This window comes from Nitrogeniibacter aestuarii (assembly GCF_017309585.1).
Taxonomy (GTDB): domain Bacteria; phylum Pseudomonadota; class Gammaproteobacteria; order Burkholderiales; family Rhodocyclaceae; genus Nitrogeniibacter; species Nitrogeniibacter aestuarii.
The window spans coordinates 1134911-1154311 of sequence record NZ_CP071321.1 but is presented as its reverse complement, the minus strand read 5'-3'; the positions used below and the strand labels follow the sequence as shown (position 1 = coordinate 1154311).

The window sequence follows — 19401 nt, the reverse complement described above, 5'->3', positions numbered from 1 at the left end:
GCGCTCAGCGCGCGGCCGGCAGATCGGTACACACGCCCTCGAACACCTCGGCCGCCATGCCGATGGATTCGCCCAGTGTCGGGTGCGGGTGAATACTGCGCCCGATGTCCTGAGCCTTGGCCCCCATCTCGATGGCCAGCACCACCTCGCCGATCATGTCGCCCGCGCTGGGGCCGACCATGGCGCCGCCGATGCACTGATGCGTGGTCTCGTCAAAGATGAGCTTGGTCATGCCGTAGTCGGCGCCATTGGCGATGGCCCGGCCGCTGGCGGCCCAGGGAAACTTGGCGGCGCTCACCGCCCTGCCCTCGGCCTTGGCCTGGGTTTCGGTCATGCCCACCCAGGCCACTTCCGGATGCGTGTAGGCCACGCTCGGAATCACCGAGGCATCGAAGCGGCGATCGTGCCCCGCCGCCACTTCGGCGGCCACATGGGCCTCATGCACCGCCTTGTGGGCGAGCATGGGCTGGCCGACGATGTCGCCGATGGCGAAGATGTGCGGCACGTTGGTGCGCATGTGGGCATCCACCGAGATGAAGCCCTGCTCGCTCACGGTCACGCCGGCCTGGTCAGCGCCAATGGCGAGTCCGTTCGGCTTGCGGCCGGCCGATTGCAGGATGAGGTCGTAGCGCTGCGGCTCGGCCGGCGCCTTCTTGCCCTCGAAGCTCACATGCAGCCCGTCGTCGCGGGCATGCACGGCGGTGGTGCGCGTACCGGTCATGATGCGGTCGAAGCGATGCTTGTTCTGCTTCTCCCACACCCGCACCAGATCCCGGTCCGGCCCCTGCATCAGCGTGTCCTGCATCTCGACCACATCCACCCGGGCGCCGAGCGCGGAGTACACCGTGGCCATCTCCAGCCCGATGATGCCGCCGCCGATCACCAGCATCTTCTTCGGCACCTGACGCAGTTCCAGCGCGCCGGTGGAATCGACGATGCGCGCGTCCTCGGGCAGGAAGGGCAGATGCACCGCCGAACTGCCCGCCGCGATGATGCATTGCTTGAAGCGAATCTGCTGCGTCTCGCCCGTGGCGGCCTGCCCCGGCCCGGTGGTCAGCGCGACGGACAGCGTGTGCGCATCGGCGAACCTGCCGCTGCCGCGCACTACGGTCACCTTGCGCATCTGCGCCATGGCCGCCAGCCCGCCGGTGAGTTTGCCGACCACCTTGTTCTTGTGGGCCAGCAGACGGCTCACGTCGATGTTCGGCTCGTCGTATTCGACGCCGAGGTCTTCGAAAGAGGCCACCTCTTCCATCACGCTGGCCACATGCAGCAAGGCCTTGGAGGGAATGCAGCCCACGTTCAGGCACACGCCGCCGAGGGTGCCGTAGCGCTCGACGAGGATGGTCTTCATGCCCAGATCGGCTGACCGGAACGCGGCCGAATAGCCGCCGGGGCCGGCCCCGAGGACCAGCATGTCGCATTCGAGGGGCGTGCTTGTGCTCATGCCCTGTTCTCCTTGAGTGTGATGTGTTCGGACGAGCGCCGCCACGGACCGTTTCCGGTCCGGGCGGGCACTTCAATAGGTTGAATTACTTGCTGGCGCCGATCACGCCGCCCACGGGCGAGCTGGGGCTGCCCGCGTAGAGGCGTTTGGGCATGCGCCCGGCGAGGAAGGCGTCGCGCCCGGCCTGCACGGCCGAACGCATGGCGCCGGCCATGCGCACCGGATCGTTGGCGGCGGCAATGGCGGTGTTCATGAGCACCCCGTCGCAGCCCAGCTCCATGGCGATGGCGGCATCCGAGGCCGTGCCCACACCCGCATCGACGATCACCGGCACGCGGCTGCGGTCGATGATGATGCCCAGGTTCCACGGATTGAGAATGCCCATCCCCGAGCCGATCAGGCTGGCCAGGGGCATGATGGCCACGCAGCCCATGTCTTCGAGCATGCGTGCCTGGATGGGGTCATCCGAGCAATAGACCATCACCTCGAAGCCGTCCTTGACCAGCGTCTCGGCCGCCTTGAGCGTTTCGGGCATGTTGGGGAACAGGGTTTCCTGGTCCCCCAGCACTTCCAGCTTGACCAGGTTGTGCCCGTCAAGCAGCTCGCGGGCGAGCCTGAGCGTGCGCACCGCATCGTCGGCGGTGAAGCAGCCGGCGGAGTTGGGCAGCATCACGAACTCGTCGGGCGGGAGCGCATCGAGCAGGCTCGGTGCGTTGGGGTCCTGCCCGATGTTGGTGCGGCGAATGGCCACGGTGACCACTTGCGCCCCGCTGGCGTCGATGGCGGCGCGGGTCTCGTCGAAGTCGCGATACTTGCCGGTGCCCACCAGCAGGCGGGAGCTCACGATGTGCGAGCCCAGTTGCAGCATATCCATGGGGAAGTCCTTGGGCTTGTTCATGAAGCAGTCCTCAGGCCGGCTTGGCCATCTTCTTGCCCAGCGCCTCGCTGGCGTAGCCGAGCACCAGACCGGCAATCCACGAGAGGATCACGAAGAGAATGCTCTCGTCGACCTTGCCCCCCGAGCCGAAGTAGGTGGCCGCCCCCAGGAAGGCCGCAGGGGTATACGACAGCACCGCCACGTCCGAGAGCACCACCAGCACGAAAGCCAGGATGGCGACCAGCCCGATCATGGCGCCCAGGCCGCCACCCGCGACACCCACGGCATACATGGTGACAGCGGTCAGCAAGATGGCGACCGTGGCGGCCGCGAGCGGCTTGAACACCCCGTCGCGCCCGCCGCCCGCCGCGTAGAACGCGGCCCAGGCCACAAAGCCGATCCAGGGATAGAAGCCGAGATTCGGCATGCCGATGCTCACATAGACCCACAGGGCGACCAGCAGGGCAATGCTCAGTCCAAGTGCGTGCAGCAGTTTCATGGGTGTCTCCTTGTTTTGGTGTGGTGGTTGGGCGGTGTGTGCTCTAGCCGCCGCCCACGGCAATCACGATCTCGACCCGGTCGCCATCGCGCAGCACGGTGGCCTCGTGGGCCCCGCGCACGACGATCTCGCCATTGATCTCCACGGCGATGCGCTTGCCGGTGTAGCCCAGGTCTTCAATCAGATCGGACACGCGCCAGCCGGTCGGGATGTCGGTCGGGCGTGCGTTGATTTCGATTCGGTTCATGCGTGCTTCACCCCCGCAGCGGCAGCCACCTGATCGGCGCGGTAGCTCGAGCGCACCAGCGGGCCGGCAGCGACTTCGGCAAAACCGAGGCCCACCGCGTGCTCACGCAGGCGGTCGAAGGCGGCGGGTGTCACATAGCGGTCCACCGGCAGATGGTCTTTCGAGGGGCGCAGGTACTGCCCCAGGGTTAGAATGTCGCAGCCGTGGTCACGCAGGTCGGCCATCACGGCAATCACTTCGGCATCGGATTCACCCAGCCCGAGCATCAGGCCCGACTTGGTGGGCACACCGGGCATGGCGGCCTTGGCCGCTTGCAGCAGAGCCAGCGAGCCGAGATAGTCGCCCCCGGGGCGCGCGGCACGGTACAACCGCGGCACGGTCTCGATGTTGTGGTTGAACACGTCCGGCGGCGTGGCGGCGAGGATGTCCATCGCCACCGCTTCACGGCCGCGAAAATCCGGTGTCAGCACCTCGATGCGGATGCCCGGGTGCGCCTCGCGTGCGGCGCGAATGCATTGGGCGAAATGGTCCGCGCCGCCATCGCGCAGGTCGTCACGGTCCACCGAGGTGATCACCACATAGCGCAATCCCATGGCGGCAATGGCGCGGGCCAGGTGTTCGGGCTCGTCGGCGTCCGGAGCCGCCGGGCGACCGTGGGCCACATCGCAATAGGGGCAGCGCCGCGTGCAGATGCCCCCCAGAATCATGAAAGTGGCGGTGCCGTTGCTGAAGCACTCGCCAATGTTGGGGCAGGCAGCCTCTTCGCACACGGTGTGCAGCTCATGCTCGCGCAGAATGCCTTGCAGGCGCGCCACGGCGGGCAGCCCCGGGTCACGGGCGCGCAACCAGGCCGGTTTAGGTGGCGAAGCGCGCTCGCTGTCCACCTTCACCGGGATACGGGCGAGCTTGTCCCCCCCGCGCAGGCCCACGGGTTTTGGCTCTGTCATCATGGGTCACTCCGGAAAAACCGGCGGCCACCCATCCGGATGGCCGCCGCAAGGCTTAAGCGAGGAATCGCTCGATGATTCGATTGACGTCGTTCGCCGACTCCATCTGGACCATGTGGCCCTGCCCTTCGAGCACCTCGGTCTGCACCTTGCCACCTGCCGCCGGGGCATGTGCGGACGGGATGATCCGGTCGTTCTGACCCCAGATCACCAGCACCGGTTTGTCCAGCCGCTCGATCACGCCACGCAGGACGGTCTGCTGCTTGCCGCCCTTGAAGGCCGAGGCCGCGATGGCCGACAGGGACGCATCCACACCCTCGAGGCGCTTGTACTTGAGCATGTCGTCCACCAGCTGGCGGGTGACCAGGCTCTCGTCCGAGAACAGCTCCTTGAGCAGCGGCTTGAGCGAGCGACGATCCGCCGCACCCACGAAACCGTCGATGTACTCGCCGTTGATCTCGTCGCCCAGACCGGCACTGCAGATGAGGGTGAGCGAGCGCACCTTCTCCGGTGCCTTGTCGGCCACCGAGAGCGACACCGCGCCGCCCATGGAGTGCCCCACCAGATGCGCCGCGCCGATGCCCAGTTCATCCATGAAACCGATGACCGTGGCCGCCAGGGTGTCGAGACTGCCGTCGCCCACCTCCTTGACCGACGCACCATGCCCCGGCAGATCGAGGGCATAGACCTCGCGCTCGGCCGACAGGGGCTCATGGTTGAACAGCCAGTTGTTGAGGTCGCCGCCAAAACCATGGATCAGGATCATCGGCTCGCCGCCGTCGCCACGCTTGAGGTAACGGATGCGACGCCCGCCGATCTCGATGTTCTGAGTGGCGGGGCCGTCGTCCTCCTCATCGTCGGACGGCGGCACGAAGTTGGCGTTGAACTCGGCCACGGCAGCGTCGATGTCGGCGTCGGACACATCACCTTCGGTGACGATGCCCAGCAGTCCGCCCACGGGCAGCACGTCTTCCTCGTTGGCGCTCTGGCGGCGCAGCACGCCGGTCACACCGGCTTCGAGCGCACCGGCGATCTTTTCCGATTCGATCTCGACGATTTCCTCGCCCAGACTGATCTCATCGCCGATGTCCTTCAGCCAGCCGTTGACCTTCCCTTCTTTCATGGAAAGGCCCCATTTCGGCATGGTGAGGGTGTGGATTGCAGACATTACTTGTACTCCTTGACTCGCTTGGCGGCCGCTTCGATCTGGGCCACACTCGGCACGTAGATGTCTTCCAGCGCGTCGCTGAACGGCACCGGTACGTGGGGCGCGGTCACTTGCTCGATCGGCGCCTTCAGGGCACCGAAGGCCTTCTGGGCAACAATGCCGGCGATGTCGCTGGCCATGCTGCAACGGGGGTTGGACTCATCGACGACCACCAGACGACCGGTGTTCTCGACGCTCTCGAGGATGGTGTCCTCGTCCAGCGGCGAGGTGGTGCGCGGGTCGATCACTTCGCACTGGATGCCCTGCTTCTGCAGGTTGCCGGCCGCTTCCATGGCCAGATTCACCATGCGGCCGATGGCCACGATGGTCACGTCGTTACCTTCGCGCAGCACGTTGGCTTCACCGAAGGGGATGGCGTAGCTCTCTTCGGGCACGTCGCCTTCCATGGTGTAGAGCACCTTGTGCTCCATGAAGATGACCGGGTCGTTGTCGCGGATCGACTGGATCAGCAGGCCCTTGGCGTCATACGGGTTGGACGGCACCACCACCTTCAGACCCGGGATGTGGGTGAAGATGTTGTACAGGCACTGGGAGTGCTGGGCCGCTGCGCGGAAGCCCGCACCGTACATGGTACGGATCACCACCGGCGTTTCCGCCTTGCCACCGAACATGTACTTGAATTTGGCCGCCTGGTTGAAGATCTGGTCGAAACACACGCCGAGAAAATCCACGAACATGAGTTCGGCCACCGGACGCATGCCGTTGCAGGCGGCGCCCACCGCGGCACCAATGAAGCCCGACTCCGAGATCGGGGTGTCGAGCACGCGGCCCGGGTGCTTGTGGAACAGCCCCTTGGTCACGCCCAGCACACCGCCCCAGGAGTCTTCCTCGCCCGGCGATCCGGCGCCGCCGGCATTGTCCTCACCCATCACGATCACGGTCTGATCGCGGCTCATTTCCTGATCCAGTGCCTCGTTGATGGCCTGCTGGTAACTGATCTTTCTTGCCATTGTCGTCTCCTCGGATTCTGTTAGTAGCTCACGTACACGTCGGTCATCAGTTGGGATGCATCAGGCTTGGGATCCGACTTGGCCTTGATCACCGAGTCGTCGATCATCTTCAGCACCTCGGCGTCGATGGCATCGAGCTGTTCGTTGGTGATTTCACCGTTGGCGGTCACGCGCTTGCGGAACTGCATCAGGCAGTCCTTGGTTTCGCGCAGCTTCTGCACCTCGCCGGGCGCGCGATAGGTCTGCTGGTCACCCTCGAAGTGGCCGTAGTAGCGCGACAGCTTCACTTCCAGCAGGGTCGGGCCGCCACCATTGCGGGCGCGCTCGATGGCCTCGCCTGCCGCTTCATGCACGGCGAAGAAATCGAAGCCGTCGACGATCACGCCAGGCATGCCGAAGGCGGAGGCGCGGTCAGCGATGTTGTCCACCGCCACGGAGAAGGTGGAGGACGTGGCCTCGGCGTAACCATTGTTCTCGGCCACGAAGATGGCCGGCAGATTCCACACCGTGGCCAGGTTCATGGCCTCGAAGATGGTGCCCTGGTTGGAAGCGCCGTCACCGAAGAAGCACACACCCACGGTCCTGTCGCCACGCAGTTTGGAGGCCAGCGCGGTGCCGCAGATGAGCGGGCCGCCGCCACCGACGATGCCGTTGGCGCCGAGCATGCCCACTTCCAGATCGGCAATGTGCATGGAGCCGCCCTTGCCCTTGCAGGTGCCGGTGGCCTTGCCCCAGATCTCGGCCATCATGCCGACCGGATCGACGCCCTTGGCAATGCAATGGCCATGGCCGCGATGGGTACTGGCGATGTAGTCGTCGCCGTTCAGGTGGGCCATGACGCCGGTGGCCGAAGCCTCTTCGCCGGCATACAGGTGAACGAAGCCCGGGATCTCGCCGGTGGCAAAGTCGTTGTGCACCCGTTCCTCGAATTCGCGGATGGTGCGCATCGTCCGGTAGGCCTCGAGCAGGCCTTCACGATTGAGCGTGCTGGTCACGATTGTCTCCTTCTTGGGTTATTGGTCGGATCGACCGGATGCGAGCCGCCGCGAATCGGGCGACGCTGCAACTTGGAAAATGGATGAAGGCATCGATGCCTCCCGGGCCGCGGCCAGGGTTGCCGGCACGTCCAGCGTGAGCGGCCCGCGGGTGTCGATGCGCACAAAGGCCGGCGTGCGGCCATCGAGCTCGATCTCGCGCTCGCCATCGAGGGCCACGCTGCCCATCAGGGGCTCGATGCGATATTCGGTGCCGGGCACCAGCGCCTCGGCGCGGGTCACGCCCAGCTCGGCCAGCACCCCGGGGGCGATGGGCGCCAGGACTGGCTGCCCCGTCGGCCCGCAGACCACCCGCAAGCCCTGATCGCCCTCGCGCGGCACGGTAGCCACTGCCGCCGCGATGGCCGACAGGCCGATGGCGTCCGCCTCGGCAAAGGTGACGAACAGCTCGGTGATGGTGTCGGCCTCCCACACGGCGCGAGCGCCAATGTGCTGGTGACGGGTCACGCACAGGTCCACCAGCGCGATCTCTTCACGCTCGCCATAGCGCACCACCAGCCGCTTGTTCGGTTTGAGCGCTTTTTCTCGCGACACGCGCCCGGTCAGATACATGGCCGCCGCCAGTCCGGTCACCGTCGCTTCGCGAAGATCGGGGAACACGTTATTGGTGCCGCTCGAGAGCGTTGCCATGGGCAGCTCGGGCGCGGCAGCGGCCACCAGCCGATGGGTGCCGTCACCGCCGAGCACCACCACCAGCTGTGCGCCGGCCTCGACCAGCATGCGCGCCGCCACCACCGTGTCTTCCTGCGTTTCGGTGATCGGCATGTCGAGAAAGTCCACCTGCGGCCAGGGCGGCAGATGGGTGGCGTGGTGGGTGCGCAGGGCGCGGATCACCCCGGCAGCGATACCGGTCTTGTCCGGCATCATGAGCACGCGATCAACGCCGAGCCGACCGAGCGGACCCAGAACGCGCTGGACCATGTTCGCCTTCTCGGCGGTCGGGAACACCGAGGCCTTGGCGGTCAGCCGGCGAATGTCGCGCCCGGAAGCCGGGTTGGCGATGATGCCGACAGTGATGGCAGGTTGAGCGATGTGGGGCACGAGGCATCCTGTGGATTGAGTCCTCAGCCCTAGCGCAGGAGTCGTGCCGGAACACCCCCCCCAAACCGAAATCCACCGCTAAAACTTCGCTAATCGCTTTATTTTCAGCCACTTGAAACAGACGCACAGATCAGCCACAACCCGCTACGGGCATGCAAAACCGGCGCATCGCTCGAAGACAGGTGCGTCAGTGACCGTGTGTCCGGCCACAGCTGTCTCAGCCAAATGAGACACGTGTACCTATTGCGTTCGTGTAAACACACTCTTAGTCTTGACTCGGGGTCAAAGATGCTCCGCACCGCTCCCCGAGAGATCGGTGCTACTCGAGATATCCGGCGCAACAAGACCGGAACGGAGGAGACAAAATGCAATCACCACAGACAGTCGCAAGACATGTCGGCAAGGTGCTGGAAGTCGTCGAGCGCAAGACACAGCTCGGCCCCGACGCCAGCTCACAGCGGCTCATGCGCTCCTGGCAGCGTTCGCTCAACACCCACCAGGTCGATCCGGCACGAGTCAATACGCCCCGTATCGTCACCTCGCAGGAATTGCGCGAGCACCGCGACCGCCTGGAAGCCTTCATGCGCATCTCCCGTGAAGGCATCGACCGCCTGCACGCCCAGGTGCTGCCCGCCAACTACTGTGTACTCATGACCGACGGCGCCGGCATCACCCTCGACTACCGCACCGTGCCGAGTCTGGAAAAGGAATTCCGCGAACAGGGCTTTCGCCCCGGCACCTGCTGGTCGGAAGATACCGAGGGCACCTGCGGCGTGGGCACCAGCCTGATCGACGGCCAGCCCACCCTGGTGCACCGGGACGAACACTTCCGCACCCACAACATCGCCTTCACCTGCAGCTCGGCCCCCATCTTCGGCATGGAGGACTCGCCCATCGCCATCCTCGACGCCTCGGCGCTGCACTCCCCCACCGGCCGCGACAGTCAGGCGCTGGTGTTCCGCATGGTGATCGAGCGGGCGCAACAGATCGAGAATGCCTTTGCCTATTACACCCTGCGCCCCTACTGGGTGCTGCAGTGTGGTCGCCTGGCCGAATACCTGAGCGTGCAGACCGACTACCTCATCGGTTTCGACGAGAACGGACGCATCATGGGCGGCAACCGGCGCGCCAAGCTCGAGCTGTTCACCCGCGACGGCACGCCCCCGGAGTTCATTCACGACCTGTTCGAGTGCACCGCCCACGACATCCTTGCCACCGCCCACGGTCGTCCGGGTCAGGCCTTCCCGCTGCGCATCCAGGGCTCGGGTGAGCGCCTGTTCGCCAACCTGCATTCCCCGGCGCTGCGCAAGCGCACCTCCATCCGCCCCGAACCGGAAATGGTGCGGCAGGAACTGGCCAAACGCGAACCGAAAGAACACCTGCGCGGCTTCAGCCACCTGGCCATCGAAGACGTGCGCCTGCGCGACAACGTGGAGCGCGCCCTCAAGATTGCCAACCGCGACATCCCCGCCATGCTGCTGGGCGAAACCGGCACCGGCAAGGAAGCCTTCTCCCGCGCCATCCACGACTACTCCGAGCGGCGCGACAAACCCTTCGTGGCCCTCAACTGCGCGGCCATTCCGGAAAACCTGATCGAGAGCGAACTGTTCGGCTACCGGGACGGCGCCTTCACTGGCGCGCGCAACAAGGGCGCCCGCGGCAAGATCCTGCAGGCCGACGGCGGCACCCTCTTCCTGGACGAAATCGGCGACATGCCGCTGCAGCTGCAGTGCCGCTTGCTGCGCGTGCTGGCCGAAGGCGAAGTGCTGCCTCTGGGCGCCGAGACCCCCATCCCGGTGAACCTGCACATCATCTGCGCCACTCACCAGAACCTGCCCGAGCTGGTGCGCGAAGGCCGCTTCCGCGAGGACCTTTACTACCGCCTCAACGCTGCCGTCTTCATGCTCCCGCCCCTGCGCGAGCGCACCGACATCGGCCAGGTCATCGACAAGGTCCTGCGCGACGAATCGGCCGCCATGGGACGCGAGGGGCAGGAGCTGGACAGCGAAGTGCGCCGCGCGCTGGAGCAGTACGAATGGCCGGGCAACATCCGCCAGCTGCGCCACGCCATGCGCTACGCCTGTGCCATCGCCGACGGCAACGCCCTACGCCCCGAGCACTTCCCGCCGGAGATCTTCTCCGCCGCCTCGGACTGCATGACGCCCCCCAACATGCCGCCCATGGACCGCACACCCCTGCAGATGCCCGCCATGGCACGACCGGCCGCGCCCTCGGCACCACGCACGCCGGTCTCCATGACCGACGCCGAAGCCACCCTGCGCGCCCAGATGATCGAAACCCTGCGCCGCAACCAGTGGCAGGTGAAGAAGTCCGCCGAAGAACTGGGTATGTCGCGGGCGACCTTCTATCGCAAGCTGGACAAGCTGCAGATCGTGCCGCCGAATCGAAGAGATGGTTGGTAAGCGGCTCAGGCCAGCAAAGAAAAAAGGGGCGGCATGTGCCGCCCCTTTTTCCCGACAGAACGACTCGTCAATGTAACGGTATCGCAGCCCAACGCGCGCTACCGACCACCCATCGCCCAAGGCTTGGCTAGCCGCCCTTGATCTACCGTCTCCTGCCGACAGCCGTGAGAAGACAGCAACCGGCAATCAGCATGGTGGCAATGTTAGCTTCGGGCACCGGAGACAAGACCACGTTATCGAACTGAAAGGGCTTGATTTGGAAGCCGTATGTCTGTTCTGGCGGATAAGCTTGGATCCATTCAGCGTAAGCGATGCTGCGAAACGCATCGGAAAAATTAACCGCTGACCAGCCGTCACTTTCGAGGACAACCTCTTGCCTTGCAAGCTCAACCCCAGAAGCATCAAACCCCCTGACTTCGATCAAAAGAGGGAAGCCATTGGGATCGAAGTAGTCTTCGTAAAAGAGCAAGTCAAACTCCATCGAGACCAACCCGAATGTACCTCCATTTGTGGCGGATATCCGCGAGGTCTCCCCTCCGTAGTTATTAAAGAGCGCTGCCGACGCGTCGTATTCTGGATGCGAGCTACCCCACGTTCCGAAGAGATCTGGATCCTCTGGATATAGAGGATTTGGGTGCTCAATTTTGAAACCCGACGATTCGTAGTGATTCATGAGCACGTAAGAATCACCGGCCTGCTCAAGGTCGGAGAAATTCAGGGTCAACGCTTGAGACGGACCCGAAACCGTCAGCGCCAATGCACAAGCGAACAAAAACCTCATCGAAATTCCTTTTGGGTATTTTTTTGACATTCTCATTGTACTCCATGGACTGAACCCTTTGTCATACTCCATCAAGCAAAAGCAGGATGGCCTGGCAATATCTGCTAACTGCACTACGCCTGTTTAATCGCCGACGGCAACGCCCTGCGTCCCGAGCACTTCCCGCCGGAGATCTTCTCCGGCGCCTCGGACTGCATGACGCCCCCCAACATGCCGCCCATGGACCGCACGCCCCTGCAGATGCCCGCCATAGCACGACCGGCCGCGCCCCCCCGGCACCACGCACGCCGGTCTCCAAGACCGACGCCGAAGCCACCTTGCGCGCCCAGATGATCGAAACCCTGCGCCGCAACCAGTGGCAGGTGAAGAAGTCCGCCGAGGAACTTGGCATGTCGCGGGCGACCTTCTATCGCAAGCTGGACAAGCTGCAGATCGTGCCGCCGAACCGGAGGGACGGTTGGTAAGCGGCTCAGGCCAGCAAAGAAAAAAGGGGCGGCATGTGCCGCCCCTTTTTTTTGTTGGAGAACCAGACTCCAGGGGCGCATTTCACTGGTGAGTATTTTGCGGCCAAGTGACTTTGCCCTGCCCGACGCGACACCCGGCATCCGCCGGATCAGCGGGCCTCGCGAGCGCGCTGTCTCGCCACGAACCCGGTCACGGCAAGGCCGGAAAGAAACAGCGCCCAACTCTCCGGCTCTGGCACCGCGGTGACCTGGAATGCCAGGTTGCTCGCATCGGGGGCGAAGTCCGAGATCTGGCTGTTGCTGCCCAGCCCCACACGCGGCCACAGGTTCCAGGTGTATTGGTCGGGGGCAACGAATCCCGCGGCATTGGGCGCAAACAGGCTCAGGGGCAACGCCTCCACCGAGACGGTGACACTGCTCAGGTGAATCATCGACGGATCGAGCGGCGTGACGACCCCCTGGATGAAATCGTTGAACACGCCGGTGCCATCCAGCCGGACCAGCAGTACCGAGTCGAAGCTCACCCCCGCGCCGATGGACGGCGTGCCGGTCACAAAGCGCTCGGTGCCCAGGCCCCGGTCGATGCCCCACACATACAGCGCCCCCGGGGTGGTGCCGACCGTGTCGGCCAGGATCGTGCTGAAGGTGAAGTTTTGCGCCGCCCCGTCGTAGAAACCGGCTGCCGCAATCACGTCCAGATCACCATTGGCCGGGCCCGTGAACGTGGGAAGAAAATCACCATAGGCGTCCACCACCGCGCCATTTGCCTGCGCGGCACCCGCGCCCAGAGTAAGGATAGTGCCCAGTGCGAGGGCGATATGTCGGATCGAAAGCATCTTGCGCTCCTGCTCATTCATGGATCGGAGTTCGCTCCTGGCGAACATCTGCATGAACACACGCACGTTGCGACTTATTCCGGCGTAATGATTCCGGTTTGCTGATCGATAGCCATTGCCAAACGGCTATAAGAAGCATTCTGATGCCCTGAGCCCACTAGCCATGGGGCATTGCATCGCCTGTCGGGTCGAGGCACCATAACATCGACCCGGTGCCGCATCTTCTGGCCCTGTGAGAGATACGCCACACAGCGCAACACCCTCAGATACTTGAACCGCGCAAAACGGAATCGCCATGACGCCAATCGCCATCATCATGGTCGTACTCTTCGCCCTCTGGACCCTGCTCCTGCTTGTCATGACCGTGGGCATCTACCGCTGGGGAAACATCTTCAGAGGCAAGGCACAACTCACCGACTACAAGGCCGACGACGTTCGCGGCAGCGACTTCTACAAACGCGCCATGCGCGCTCATGCCAACTGTGTGGAAAACCTGCCGGTGTTTATCGCAGTGGTGTTTGGTGCGTATGCCACGAATTCGATCACGCATACGGTTGATACGTTGTCGGTCATCGCGGTGGTCGCGCGGGTGCTGCAGTCACTGGTTCATGTGTCGATGGTGCAGACGAACCGGGTTGTGTTGCTCAGATTTTTGCTGTTTCTGGCGCAGCTGGTTTGCTTCGCGGGGATCGGTGGTGTGGTATTGATGAGATAGGTTTGCATGACTAAATGCTTAAACCACAATTCAAAATAAAAAATATAAAATTCTTTCCAAGAAAATACTTCAACACATTACAGCAATGTCATTTCAGCACCAAAAAAAAACCTGCACAAAAGGCCTCAAATCGAATGCTTACTGAAATAATCCCTCTTGATTTGGGAGACAAATGGCTTAAGTCTCTCTGGGCGCATATTGGCCGCATCCGAAAAAAAAGACATAGCGAGCTGAATTCAATAAACAACGTAATTCTATTTAGCGACCCACTAGAGCTGGCAGAAGTTTACGTCGAGCCCTGCTGCCAAGAAGTCAATCCAGCCGACCGTCACGATGAAGATTTTTTCATTTCAAAACAACCTCTTTTTAGAAAGATTGAGGAATTTTTAAAAGCAAAAAGCTTCCAACAAGGAAACAATCAATTATTCATACTATCTGACGCAGGGATGGGAAAAACATCATCGCTCGTTATGATAAAGCTTCTACATCTCTCTCCATTTTGGCCTAAAGGCTATTCTTGCCACCTCGAAAAGCTTGGCGAAGACACAATAAATAGAATTTCTGCAATTGAAAACAGAAGAAAAACTTTATTACTCCTTGACTCACTTGATGAGGACATTACTGCGTACGGCAGAACACACGAGAGGCTACTAGAAATACTCGAAGCCACAAAAACTTTTAGCAAGGTAATAATCACATGCCGAACACAATTCTTCCCCGAACACGAGTCAGACCCTCTTGAGGCACTAGGAAGAATAAAAATAGGCCCATTTGTCTGCCCATCCAAATACTTATCCGTCTTCGACGACTATCAAGTCGACAGATACCTAGAAAATAGATTTCCAAAATCTTTTATATACGACAAAAACAAGGCGCGCCGATCCAAAGCCAAGCAAATAGTCTCGAGAATGGGATCTCTTAGGTGCCGTCCAATGTTGTTGTCGTTCATCGGCGAACTTGTCGAAGCTGACGAGAAACTTAAAGTTTGGTCAGAATACTCTCTGTACTACTCTCTTGTTAAGAATTGGCTTATTCGAGAGGAAGCTAAAACCGGAATAAAATCAGAAACGTTATTTCTCGTCTGCGCTCGACTCGCGTTTGAGATGCAAGCCAAGAAGAAAGTAAAAATATCTCCTCCGGAGCTAGATGAGCTAACGGAAAGCTTTGGCGAAATCGAGAAATTAACCAGACTCGACATCACCGGGAGGTCGCTACTCAATCGAAACTCAGACGGTGATTATCGTTTTTCGCACTACAGCATTCAGGAATTCTTAGTAGTTCACTTTATTCTTGAAGTAGCATCGATAGATGAAAATAGAAAGATATATCCAACTGATTTTATCAAACAGCTCTTGGAAGCCAACACTGAAAAGGTAAACCTACGCCTAAAAGAGGAATTATTCAGTTACGAAAACCACATCGAGCCCAATGGACAGAGAGCAACAACAGAAACAAGCCGAGAGTTTATGGATGAAAAAGAGATACTTAGTCTGCTTTCAGAATTTTCGGATCAACTTAACGAAATTGACATCTCCGCATTTGGGTCGGACATGGACATTCCAGCGTACTTAAGAAGAATTTTGATAAAGCATTCAAAAAGATCAGAAGGAACCTCATACAGACCTACCAATCGAACTATCGCAAACTCGTACAAACAATCAACGCGCGCAAGGCGGACTCTGTAGATACTGTTATCCGAATCAAGCCCCATGAAGGGCCGGATCGAATGGTTTTCCTGATTTGAGAACGCCGAAGGCGACCTGCAGTAGCTTCCTCATCATTGCGCCGATGATGAGTTTGGGATGCTTCCCCGCACTGGCGAGTCTTAGACGGAACAGGCCGCCCCAGCGGGTTTTGTAAGCAGCGACCATGGCGGGCATGTAGTGCGCTTTGCGCACCAACACATCACCGATCTTCGACAGATGCGTTCGGCCTCGCACGCTCGAACCGGATTCGTGCTGTCGTGGGTCGAGTCCTGCGAAAGCAACGGCCTTGCGGGCTTTGCCGAAGCGTTCGGGGTGCGCATAGAAGGCCAGCAGCACAGCGACGGTTCGCTCCCCGACTCCAGGGATTGATTCGAGCAGTTGTCGCTTGTCACGCATATCAGGGTCGCTATCGATGTGATCGCGGATTTGTCGCTCCAGCCGGGCGATCTGCTCGTCCAGCCACGTCAGATGCTCTTCGATTCCTGCGCGAACGGCTTCCCGAGCGCTCTCAAGTCGATTGCTCTCCTGCGTGCGCATGCCGTGCAAGGCATCGAGCCGAAGCACCATCGCGCGCAGAGCCTGCTCCTGAGCACTTGGTGGCTGCCAGGCCTCAGGACGGCGCTCCGTACAGAACCGGGCAATCAACGCTGCGTCGGCCTTATCGGTCTTGGTGCGAACCAGACGCGATGCACCGAAGGCCTTGATCTGAGCAGGATTGACGACGCTGACAACGCAGTCTGAGCGTTTGGCCATCGTTTCGGCCGCCAGCTCCCAATAGATGCCCGTCGCTTCCATGCACACGTGCAGCATCTCCACTTCGTGCTTGTCGAGCCACTGCTCAAGCATGGCAAGCCCCTCAACGCTATTGCCAACAACCTTGTGGCGCGTCTTGCCTTGCGAATAGAGCAACACGCAGTCCAGCTTGCTCTTTGAGACATCGATACCAAGTACAACCGTGTCCATCCCGATTCCTCCCTTGATCCACCTTGTTCATCCGGGCTGCCGGCCATGCCGGGCCAAAGATACTGTCCGATCTGTTGGTGAGGGTGAGCGGCTGCTGCTTGGATCTACGCTACGGGTTCGTTCCCAAGGGTGCGTTCGGCATCCAGCCACTCGGGTCGGGGGATCCCCCGACCCGACCTGATGACCGCAATTCCGAAGAATAGGCTGACAAGAGGTCTGGGAAAACAATACAAGGGTGCGTTAGGCGTCCGCCGTAACGCACCATTGGGCGCCTCAACTCGGGACTCAATTACCTATCGAAAATCCGCCCCGGTCCCGCAGTGCGCCTTCTCAAACGCCGCTCGACCTCGGGCGGCGTTTGTTTATTCCCCCCCCGTTCGGTGCGTTACGGCTTCGCCTAACGCACCCTACGCACCTCACCAGAATTCGAATCCAGCAAACAATAACGGGCGGCCAAAGCCGCCCGCTTTCATTCCGTCGCGATACTCACTCCGCCGGCTGCGTCCCCAGATACTGCAGGTACGCCACCAGTTCCCAGATGATCTCGTCCGACAGCGCTCCGCCCCACGGCGGCATCACGTCGGCACCTTCACGGCCGTGGTAGATGGTCTGGTACATGTCTTCGGCGGTGAGGTCATCCCGCCCTTTGAAATCGGGTGCGCGGCCGCCGACGCCTTCGTAGCCGTGGCAGTAGCCTGCGCAGGTCTTGTTGAAGCGTTTGTGGCCGGCTTCGATGCGTTCCGGGTCTTTCAGGTCGAAGGGGGCCAGGCCGGCGTGTTCGACCTTGCCTTGCTGCGTGCCCAGCCAGCTCACGTAGGCGACCAGCTCACCGATGGCTTTTTCATCCAGCACCGTGCCCCAGGGCGGCATGGGGTGCTCGCCGTGCTTGCCGGTGACGATGCGATCGTGAATGGCCGCTTTGGTCAGATCGGTACGCCCTTGCAGCTTGGGTGCGCGACCGGGGGCACCATCACCGGACGGGCCATGACAGGTGACGCACAGCTTTTCGAAGCGATGCTGCCCGGCGGTGGTGTCGGCCGTTTTGTCCTTGGCCGGGGGCGCGACCGCAAAGGCCGATGCGCTCAGCGCGATGCCGGCAAATGCCAGCAGCACGTGTTGAATCCGTTGGGGAATAGATTTCTCGACTCGACTCATGTTTTCAACTCCCTGCGGGTCGGGTCTCCCGCGTGGTGATACAAAAATCCCCGGGGCGTCGATGAGTACGCCCGCGGGGCAATACGACGGGGCCATGCGCCCCGCCGACAGGAGGTCGTTACGGCAGGGTGAAGGCGATGAGCGCCGCCCCGCCCGGCAGATCCTTGATCTGCGGATAGGCACCCGCGAGGAAGCCCGGCGCATGCGAGCCGAGACCAGTCGGGATCACGATGTACTGCTTGCCGCCGGCCTTGTAGCTGACCGGGCCGCCACGCAGGCCGGAGCCGGCGCTGAACTTCCACAGTTCCTTACCGTCCTTGGCATCGTAGCTGTAGATGTTGCCTTCCATGTCGCCAGTGAAGACCAGGCCACCGGCGGTGGTGAGCACGCTGGAGAGCGGCGGCATGTCGTAGCGGATGGACCATACGCGCTTGCCGGTGATCGGGTCACGGGCGTCGAGGCGGCCATGGGGCTTGTCACCCGGAGGCGGCACCAGCTTGATGGATTCGATGCCGAGCGACAGGGCCGAGATGGCCTTGAGGCTGTCGGGATCGTCCGGAGCCGAGGACACCTCGTTACACACTTCCATGGCGTGGGAGTACCACAGGCCGGTGCCCGGGTTGTAGGCGCCGTGGTTCCAGCTACGTGCGCCGAGCAGGTTCGGGCAGAAGAGTTTGACCTTGCCCTGCTCCGGGTAGACCGGGTCGATCAGTGCGCCGGTCTTGGGGTCGATGCCCTTGACCCAGTTCATGTGCTCGGCGAACTGCCAGACGTTTTCCAGGTCGCCGTTGTCCTTGTCCATCACGAACACGAAGCCGCTCTTGTTCAGGTGAACAATCACGTCCTTGCCGTCCTTGTCCTTGACCTGCAGGGCCTCGTAGGCGGCGTCGAAGTCCCATGAGTCATGCGGGATTTCCTGACGGCCCCACTTGAGCTTGCCGGTCTTCGGGTCGATGGCCAGCAGGCTGGCAGTCCACTTGTTGTCGCCCTTGCGGTCGCGCGCGAAGTAGTCGGGCGCGGCGTTCGAGGTGCCGATGTAGATGGTGTCGGTGCGCGGATCGTAGGTGCCCGGCATCCAGGCGGAACCGCCACCCACTTTCCAGGACTCGCCCGGGAAGCTCTCCGGATCGTCCTGCGGGATGTCGAAGGTCCACACGCGCTCACCGGTGTCGGCATTGACCGCGTAGATCTTGCCGCGAATCGGCTGGTCACCGCCGGTGGTGCCACCGAAAAGCACGTCGCCCGCCAGCTGGGGCGGTGCGGAGAACAGTGCGCCGAATTCTTCCTTCTGGTTGGTGAGCTGGGTGGACCACAGTTCCTTGCCGGTCTTCTGATCCAGCGCGATGAAGCGCCCGTCCAGCGAGCCCACATAGACCTTGCCACGACCGACGGTCACGCCCCGGCTGGCGGCCGCGTAGAACACCTGCTTGGAGATCGGGGCCAGCTTGGGCTCGTAATGCCACAGGGTCTTGCCGGTGGCGGCATCGACGGCCCACACGTTGTTGAAGGCCGAGATGTAGTACAGCACGCCGTCGATCACGATCGGGGTGGCCTGCAGACCGTGGGTGATGTTACCCGGCTGGTGGATCCACGCCACCTTGAGGTCCTTCACGTTGGCGGTGGTGATGTCCTTGAGCGGACTGTAGCGCCAGGCGTTGAAGCTGCGGTGGTACTGCGGCCAGTTGTTCGGATCGTCGTAGCCCGGGCCGGATTCGGCCAGGGCCGGCGTGGTCGCCATGGCCCCCACCAGGGCGAGCATGCTGCAGACGACGGTAGTTCGCGCTGAAATCATGAGTGTCTCCGTGAGTTGTTTTTTCAGCCGCCATTGAGCGGTGTCTGGTTCCGCGACGCTCCAGCCCGTGGTGCGTTGGCGGTGTCGCGCGTCTCCTAAGTGCGACTTCCGTGCCAGATGGAAATACAACTTAAATCAATAACTTATAAAACACCACTGCTTGATCAGCTGTCTCACCCGTTTCCATGAGGTGAGACGCGAGCGACATCTGTCTCATCGGCGGCGGACACGGCCGGCAGGCCATGGGCGCTTCATCAAAGAAAAATGCCCCGCGA

The 19401-nt window shown here is 61.8% G+C and carries 18 protein-coding genes; 4 read left to right on the top strand and 14 right to left on the bottom strand.

The window, feature by feature from the left end:
- Positions 1 to 4: 4 nt before the first annotated feature.
- The 9 genes from lpdA to J0W34_RS05325 all read right to left on the bottom strand — a co-directional run bounded on the left by lpdA (position 5) and on the right by J0W34_RS05325 (position 8291).
- Positions 5 to 1447 carry a dihydrolipoyl dehydrogenase gene (gene lpdA, locus J0W34_RS05365; RefSeq protein ID WP_227818259.1) on the bottom strand — a complete coding sequence of 481 codons (1443 nt, stop codon included), beginning with the start codon at positions 1445 to 1447 and terminating at the stop codon, positions 5 to 7.
- An 85-nt stretch (positions 1448 to 1532) separates the two neighbouring features.
- Positions 1533 to 2321 carry a thiazole synthase gene (locus J0W34_RS05360; protein ID WP_321573686.1) on the bottom strand — a complete coding sequence of 263 codons (789 nt, stop codon included), beginning with the start codon at positions 2319 to 2321 and terminating at the stop codon, positions 1533 to 1535.
- A gap of 34 nt (positions 2322 to 2355) precedes the next feature.
- Positions 2356 to 2823, bottom strand: a complete 468-nt coding sequence (locus tag J0W34_RS05355; protein WP_227818260.1) for a DUF1097 domain-containing protein — start codon at positions 2821 to 2823, stop codon at positions 2356 to 2358.
- Between the two features lie 43 nt (positions 2824 to 2866).
- Positions 2867 to 3070: a sulfur carrier protein ThiS gene (thiS, locus tag J0W34_RS05350; RefSeq protein WP_227818261.1), complete on the bottom strand. Its 204-nt coding sequence runs from the start codon at positions 3068 to 3070 to the stop codon at positions 2867 to 2869.
- Positions 3067 to 4017 (bottom strand): lipoyl synthase, encoded by a 951-nt coding sequence (gene lipA / locus J0W34_RS05345; RefSeq protein ID WP_227818272.1) that lies wholly within the window; start codon positions 4015 to 4017, stop codon positions 3067 to 3069. The genes thiS and lipA overlap by 4 nt, the downstream gene beginning before the upstream one ends.
- A 55-nt stretch (positions 4018 to 4072) precedes the next feature.
- Entirely contained in the window at positions 4073 to 5185 is a 1113-nt protein-coding gene (locus J0W34_RS05340; RefSeq protein ID WP_227818262.1) for an acetoin dehydrogenase dihydrolipoyllysine-residue acetyltransferase subunit, read from the bottom strand.
- The gene (locus J0W34_RS05335; RefSeq protein WP_227818263.1) at positions 5185 to 6195 is read right to left on the bottom strand and encodes an alpha-ketoacid dehydrogenase subunit beta; all 1011 of its coding nucleotides are present in this window, start codon (positions 6193 to 6195) and stop codon (positions 5185 to 5187) included. Before J0W34_RS05335 ends, J0W34_RS05340 begins: the two co-directional genes overlap by 1 nt.
- Positions 6196 to 6215: 20 nt before the next feature.
- Positions 6216 to 7190 (bottom strand): thiamine pyrophosphate-dependent dehydrogenase E1 component subunit alpha, encoded by a 975-nt coding sequence (locus tag J0W34_RS05330; RefSeq protein ID WP_321573685.1) that lies wholly within the window; start codon positions 7188 to 7190, stop codon positions 6216 to 6218.
- A gap of 18 nt (positions 7191 to 7208) precedes the next feature.
- Positions 7209 to 8291: an ATP-NAD kinase family protein gene (locus tag J0W34_RS05325; RefSeq protein WP_227818264.1), complete on the bottom strand. Its 1083-nt coding sequence runs from the start codon at positions 8289 to 8291 to the stop codon at positions 7209 to 7211.
- Positions 8292 to 8656: 365 nt separating this feature from the next.
- On the opposite strand from J0W34_RS05325, the gene J0W34_RS05320 reads away from it, so the two are divergent.
- Entirely contained in the window at positions 8657 to 10714 is a 2058-nt protein-coding gene (locus J0W34_RS05320; protein WP_230970973.1) for a sigma-54-dependent Fis family transcriptional regulator, read from the top strand.
- Positions 10715 to 10856: 142 nt separating this feature from the next.
- Here J0W34_RS05320 and J0W34_RS05315 read toward each other — a convergent pair whose 3' ends face one another.
- Positions 10857 to 11525, bottom strand: coding sequence for a hypothetical protein (locus J0W34_RS05315; RefSeq protein WP_227818266.1), 669 nt, complete (start codon positions 11523 to 11525; stop codon positions 10857 to 10859).
- A 56-nt stretch (positions 11526 to 11581) separates the two neighbouring features.
- Here J0W34_RS05315 and J0W34_RS05310 point away from each other — a divergent pair, with 56 nt between their 5' ends.
- Positions 11582 to 11959 (top strand): helix-turn-helix domain-containing protein, encoded by a 378-nt coding sequence (locus J0W34_RS05310; RefSeq protein ID WP_230970972.1) that lies wholly within the window; start codon positions 11582 to 11584, stop codon positions 11957 to 11959.
- Positions 11960 to 12108: 149 nt separating this feature from the next.
- Here the strand turns inward: J0W34_RS05310 and J0W34_RS05305 are convergent, their stop codons facing one another.
- Positions 12109 to 12795, bottom strand: a complete 687-nt coding sequence (locus tag J0W34_RS05305; protein ID WP_227818268.1) for a PEP-CTERM sorting domain-containing protein — start codon at positions 12793 to 12795, stop codon at positions 12109 to 12111.
- A gap of 295 nt (positions 12796 to 13090) precedes the next feature.
- On the opposite strand from J0W34_RS05305, the gene J0W34_RS05300 reads away from it, so the two are divergent.
- Both J0W34_RS05300 and J0W34_RS05295 read left to right on the top strand, forming a co-directional pair.
- Entirely contained in the window at positions 13091 to 13510 is a 420-nt protein-coding gene (locus J0W34_RS05300; RefSeq protein ID WP_227818269.1) for an MAPEG family protein, read from the top strand.
- Between the two features lie 14 nt (positions 13511 to 13524).
- Positions 13525 to 15195 (top strand): NACHT domain-containing protein, encoded by a 1671-nt coding sequence (locus tag J0W34_RS05295; protein ID WP_230970971.1) that lies wholly within the window; start codon positions 13525 to 13527, stop codon positions 15193 to 15195.
- Positions 15196 to 15210: 15 nt separating this feature from the next.
- Here J0W34_RS05295 and J0W34_RS05290 read toward each other — a convergent pair whose 3' ends face one another.
- The 3 genes from J0W34_RS05290 to J0W34_RS05280 all read right to left on the bottom strand — a co-directional run bounded on the left by J0W34_RS05290 (position 15211) and on the right by J0W34_RS05280 (position 19126).
- Positions 15211 to 16179 carry an IS110 family RNA-guided transposase gene (locus J0W34_RS05290; RefSeq protein ID WP_230970970.1) on the bottom strand — a complete coding sequence of 323 codons (969 nt, stop codon included), beginning with the start codon at positions 16177 to 16179 and terminating at the stop codon, positions 15211 to 15213.
- 486 nt (positions 16180 to 16665) lie between these two features.
- Positions 16666 to 17334 (bottom strand): c-type cytochrome, encoded by a 669-nt coding sequence (locus J0W34_RS05285; protein WP_230970969.1) that lies wholly within the window; start codon positions 17332 to 17334, stop codon positions 16666 to 16668.
- Positions 17335 to 17452: 118 nt separating this feature from the next.
- Positions 17453 to 19126 carry a pyrroloquinoline quinone-dependent dehydrogenase gene (locus J0W34_RS05280; protein WP_230970968.1) on the bottom strand — a complete coding sequence of 558 codons (1674 nt, stop codon included), beginning with the start codon at positions 19124 to 19126 and terminating at the stop codon, positions 17453 to 17455.
- Positions 19127 to 19401: the final 275 nt, after the last annotated feature.

Excerpts from the sequence above, each read along its gene's own strand:
- lpdA (WP_227818259.1), bottom strand. The coding sequence starts at position 1,447 with ATGAGCACAAGCACGCCCCTCGAATGCGACATGCTGGTCCTCGGGGCC.
- J0W34_RS05360 (WP_321573686.1), bottom strand. The coding sequence starts at position 2,321 with ATGGATATGCTGCAACTGGGCTCGCACATCGTGAGCTCCCGCCTGCTG.
- J0W34_RS05355 (WP_227818260.1), bottom strand. The coding sequence starts at position 2,823 with ATGAAACTGCTGCACGCACTTGGACTGAGCATTGCCCTGCTGGTCGCC.
- thiS (WP_227818261.1), bottom strand. The coding sequence starts at position 3,070 with ATGAACCGAATCGAAATCAACGCACGCCCGACCGACATCCCGACCGGC.
- lipA (WP_227818272.1), bottom strand. The coding sequence starts at position 4,017 with ATGACAGAGCCAAAACCCGTGGGCCTGCGCGGGGGGGACAAGCTCGCC.
- J0W34_RS05340 (WP_227818262.1), bottom strand. The coding sequence starts at position 5,185 with ATGTCTGCAATCCACACCCTCACCATGCCGAAATGGGGCCTTTCCATG.
- J0W34_RS05335 (WP_227818263.1), bottom strand. The coding sequence starts at position 6,195 with ATGGCAAGAAAGATCAGTTACCAGCAGGCCATCAACGAGGCACTGGAT.
- J0W34_RS05320 (WP_230970973.1), top strand. The coding sequence starts at position 8,657 with ATGCAATCACCACAGACAGTCGCAAGACATGTCGGCAAGGTGCTGGAA.
- J0W34_RS05315 (WP_227818266.1), bottom strand. The coding sequence starts at position 11,525 with ATGTCAAAAAAATACCCAAAAGGAATTTCGATGAGGTTTTTGTTCGCT.
- J0W34_RS05310 (WP_230970972.1), top strand. The coding sequence starts at position 11,582 with ATGGCCTGGCAATATCTGCTAACTGCACTACGCCTGTTTAATCGCCGA.
- J0W34_RS05305 (WP_227818268.1), bottom strand. The coding sequence starts at position 12,795 with ATGCTTTCGATCCGACATATCGCCCTCGCACTGGGCACTATCCTTACT.
- J0W34_RS05300 (WP_227818269.1), top strand. The coding sequence starts at position 13,091 with ATGACGCCAATCGCCATCATCATGGTCGTACTCTTCGCCCTCTGGACC.
- J0W34_RS05295 (WP_230970971.1), top strand. The coding sequence starts at position 13,525 with ATGCTTAAACCACAATTCAAAATAAAAAATATAAAATTCTTTCCAAGA.
- J0W34_RS05290 (WP_230970970.1), bottom strand. The coding sequence starts at position 16,179 with ATGGACACGGTTGTACTTGGTATCGATGTCTCAAAGAGCAAGCTGGAC.
- J0W34_RS05285 (WP_230970969.1), bottom strand. The coding sequence starts at position 17,334 with ATGAGTCGAGTCGAGAAATCTATTCCCCAACGGATTCAACACGTGCTG.
- J0W34_RS05280 (WP_230970968.1), bottom strand. The coding sequence starts at position 19,126 with ATGATTTCAGCGCGAACTACCGTCGTCTGCAGCATGCTCGCCCTGGTG.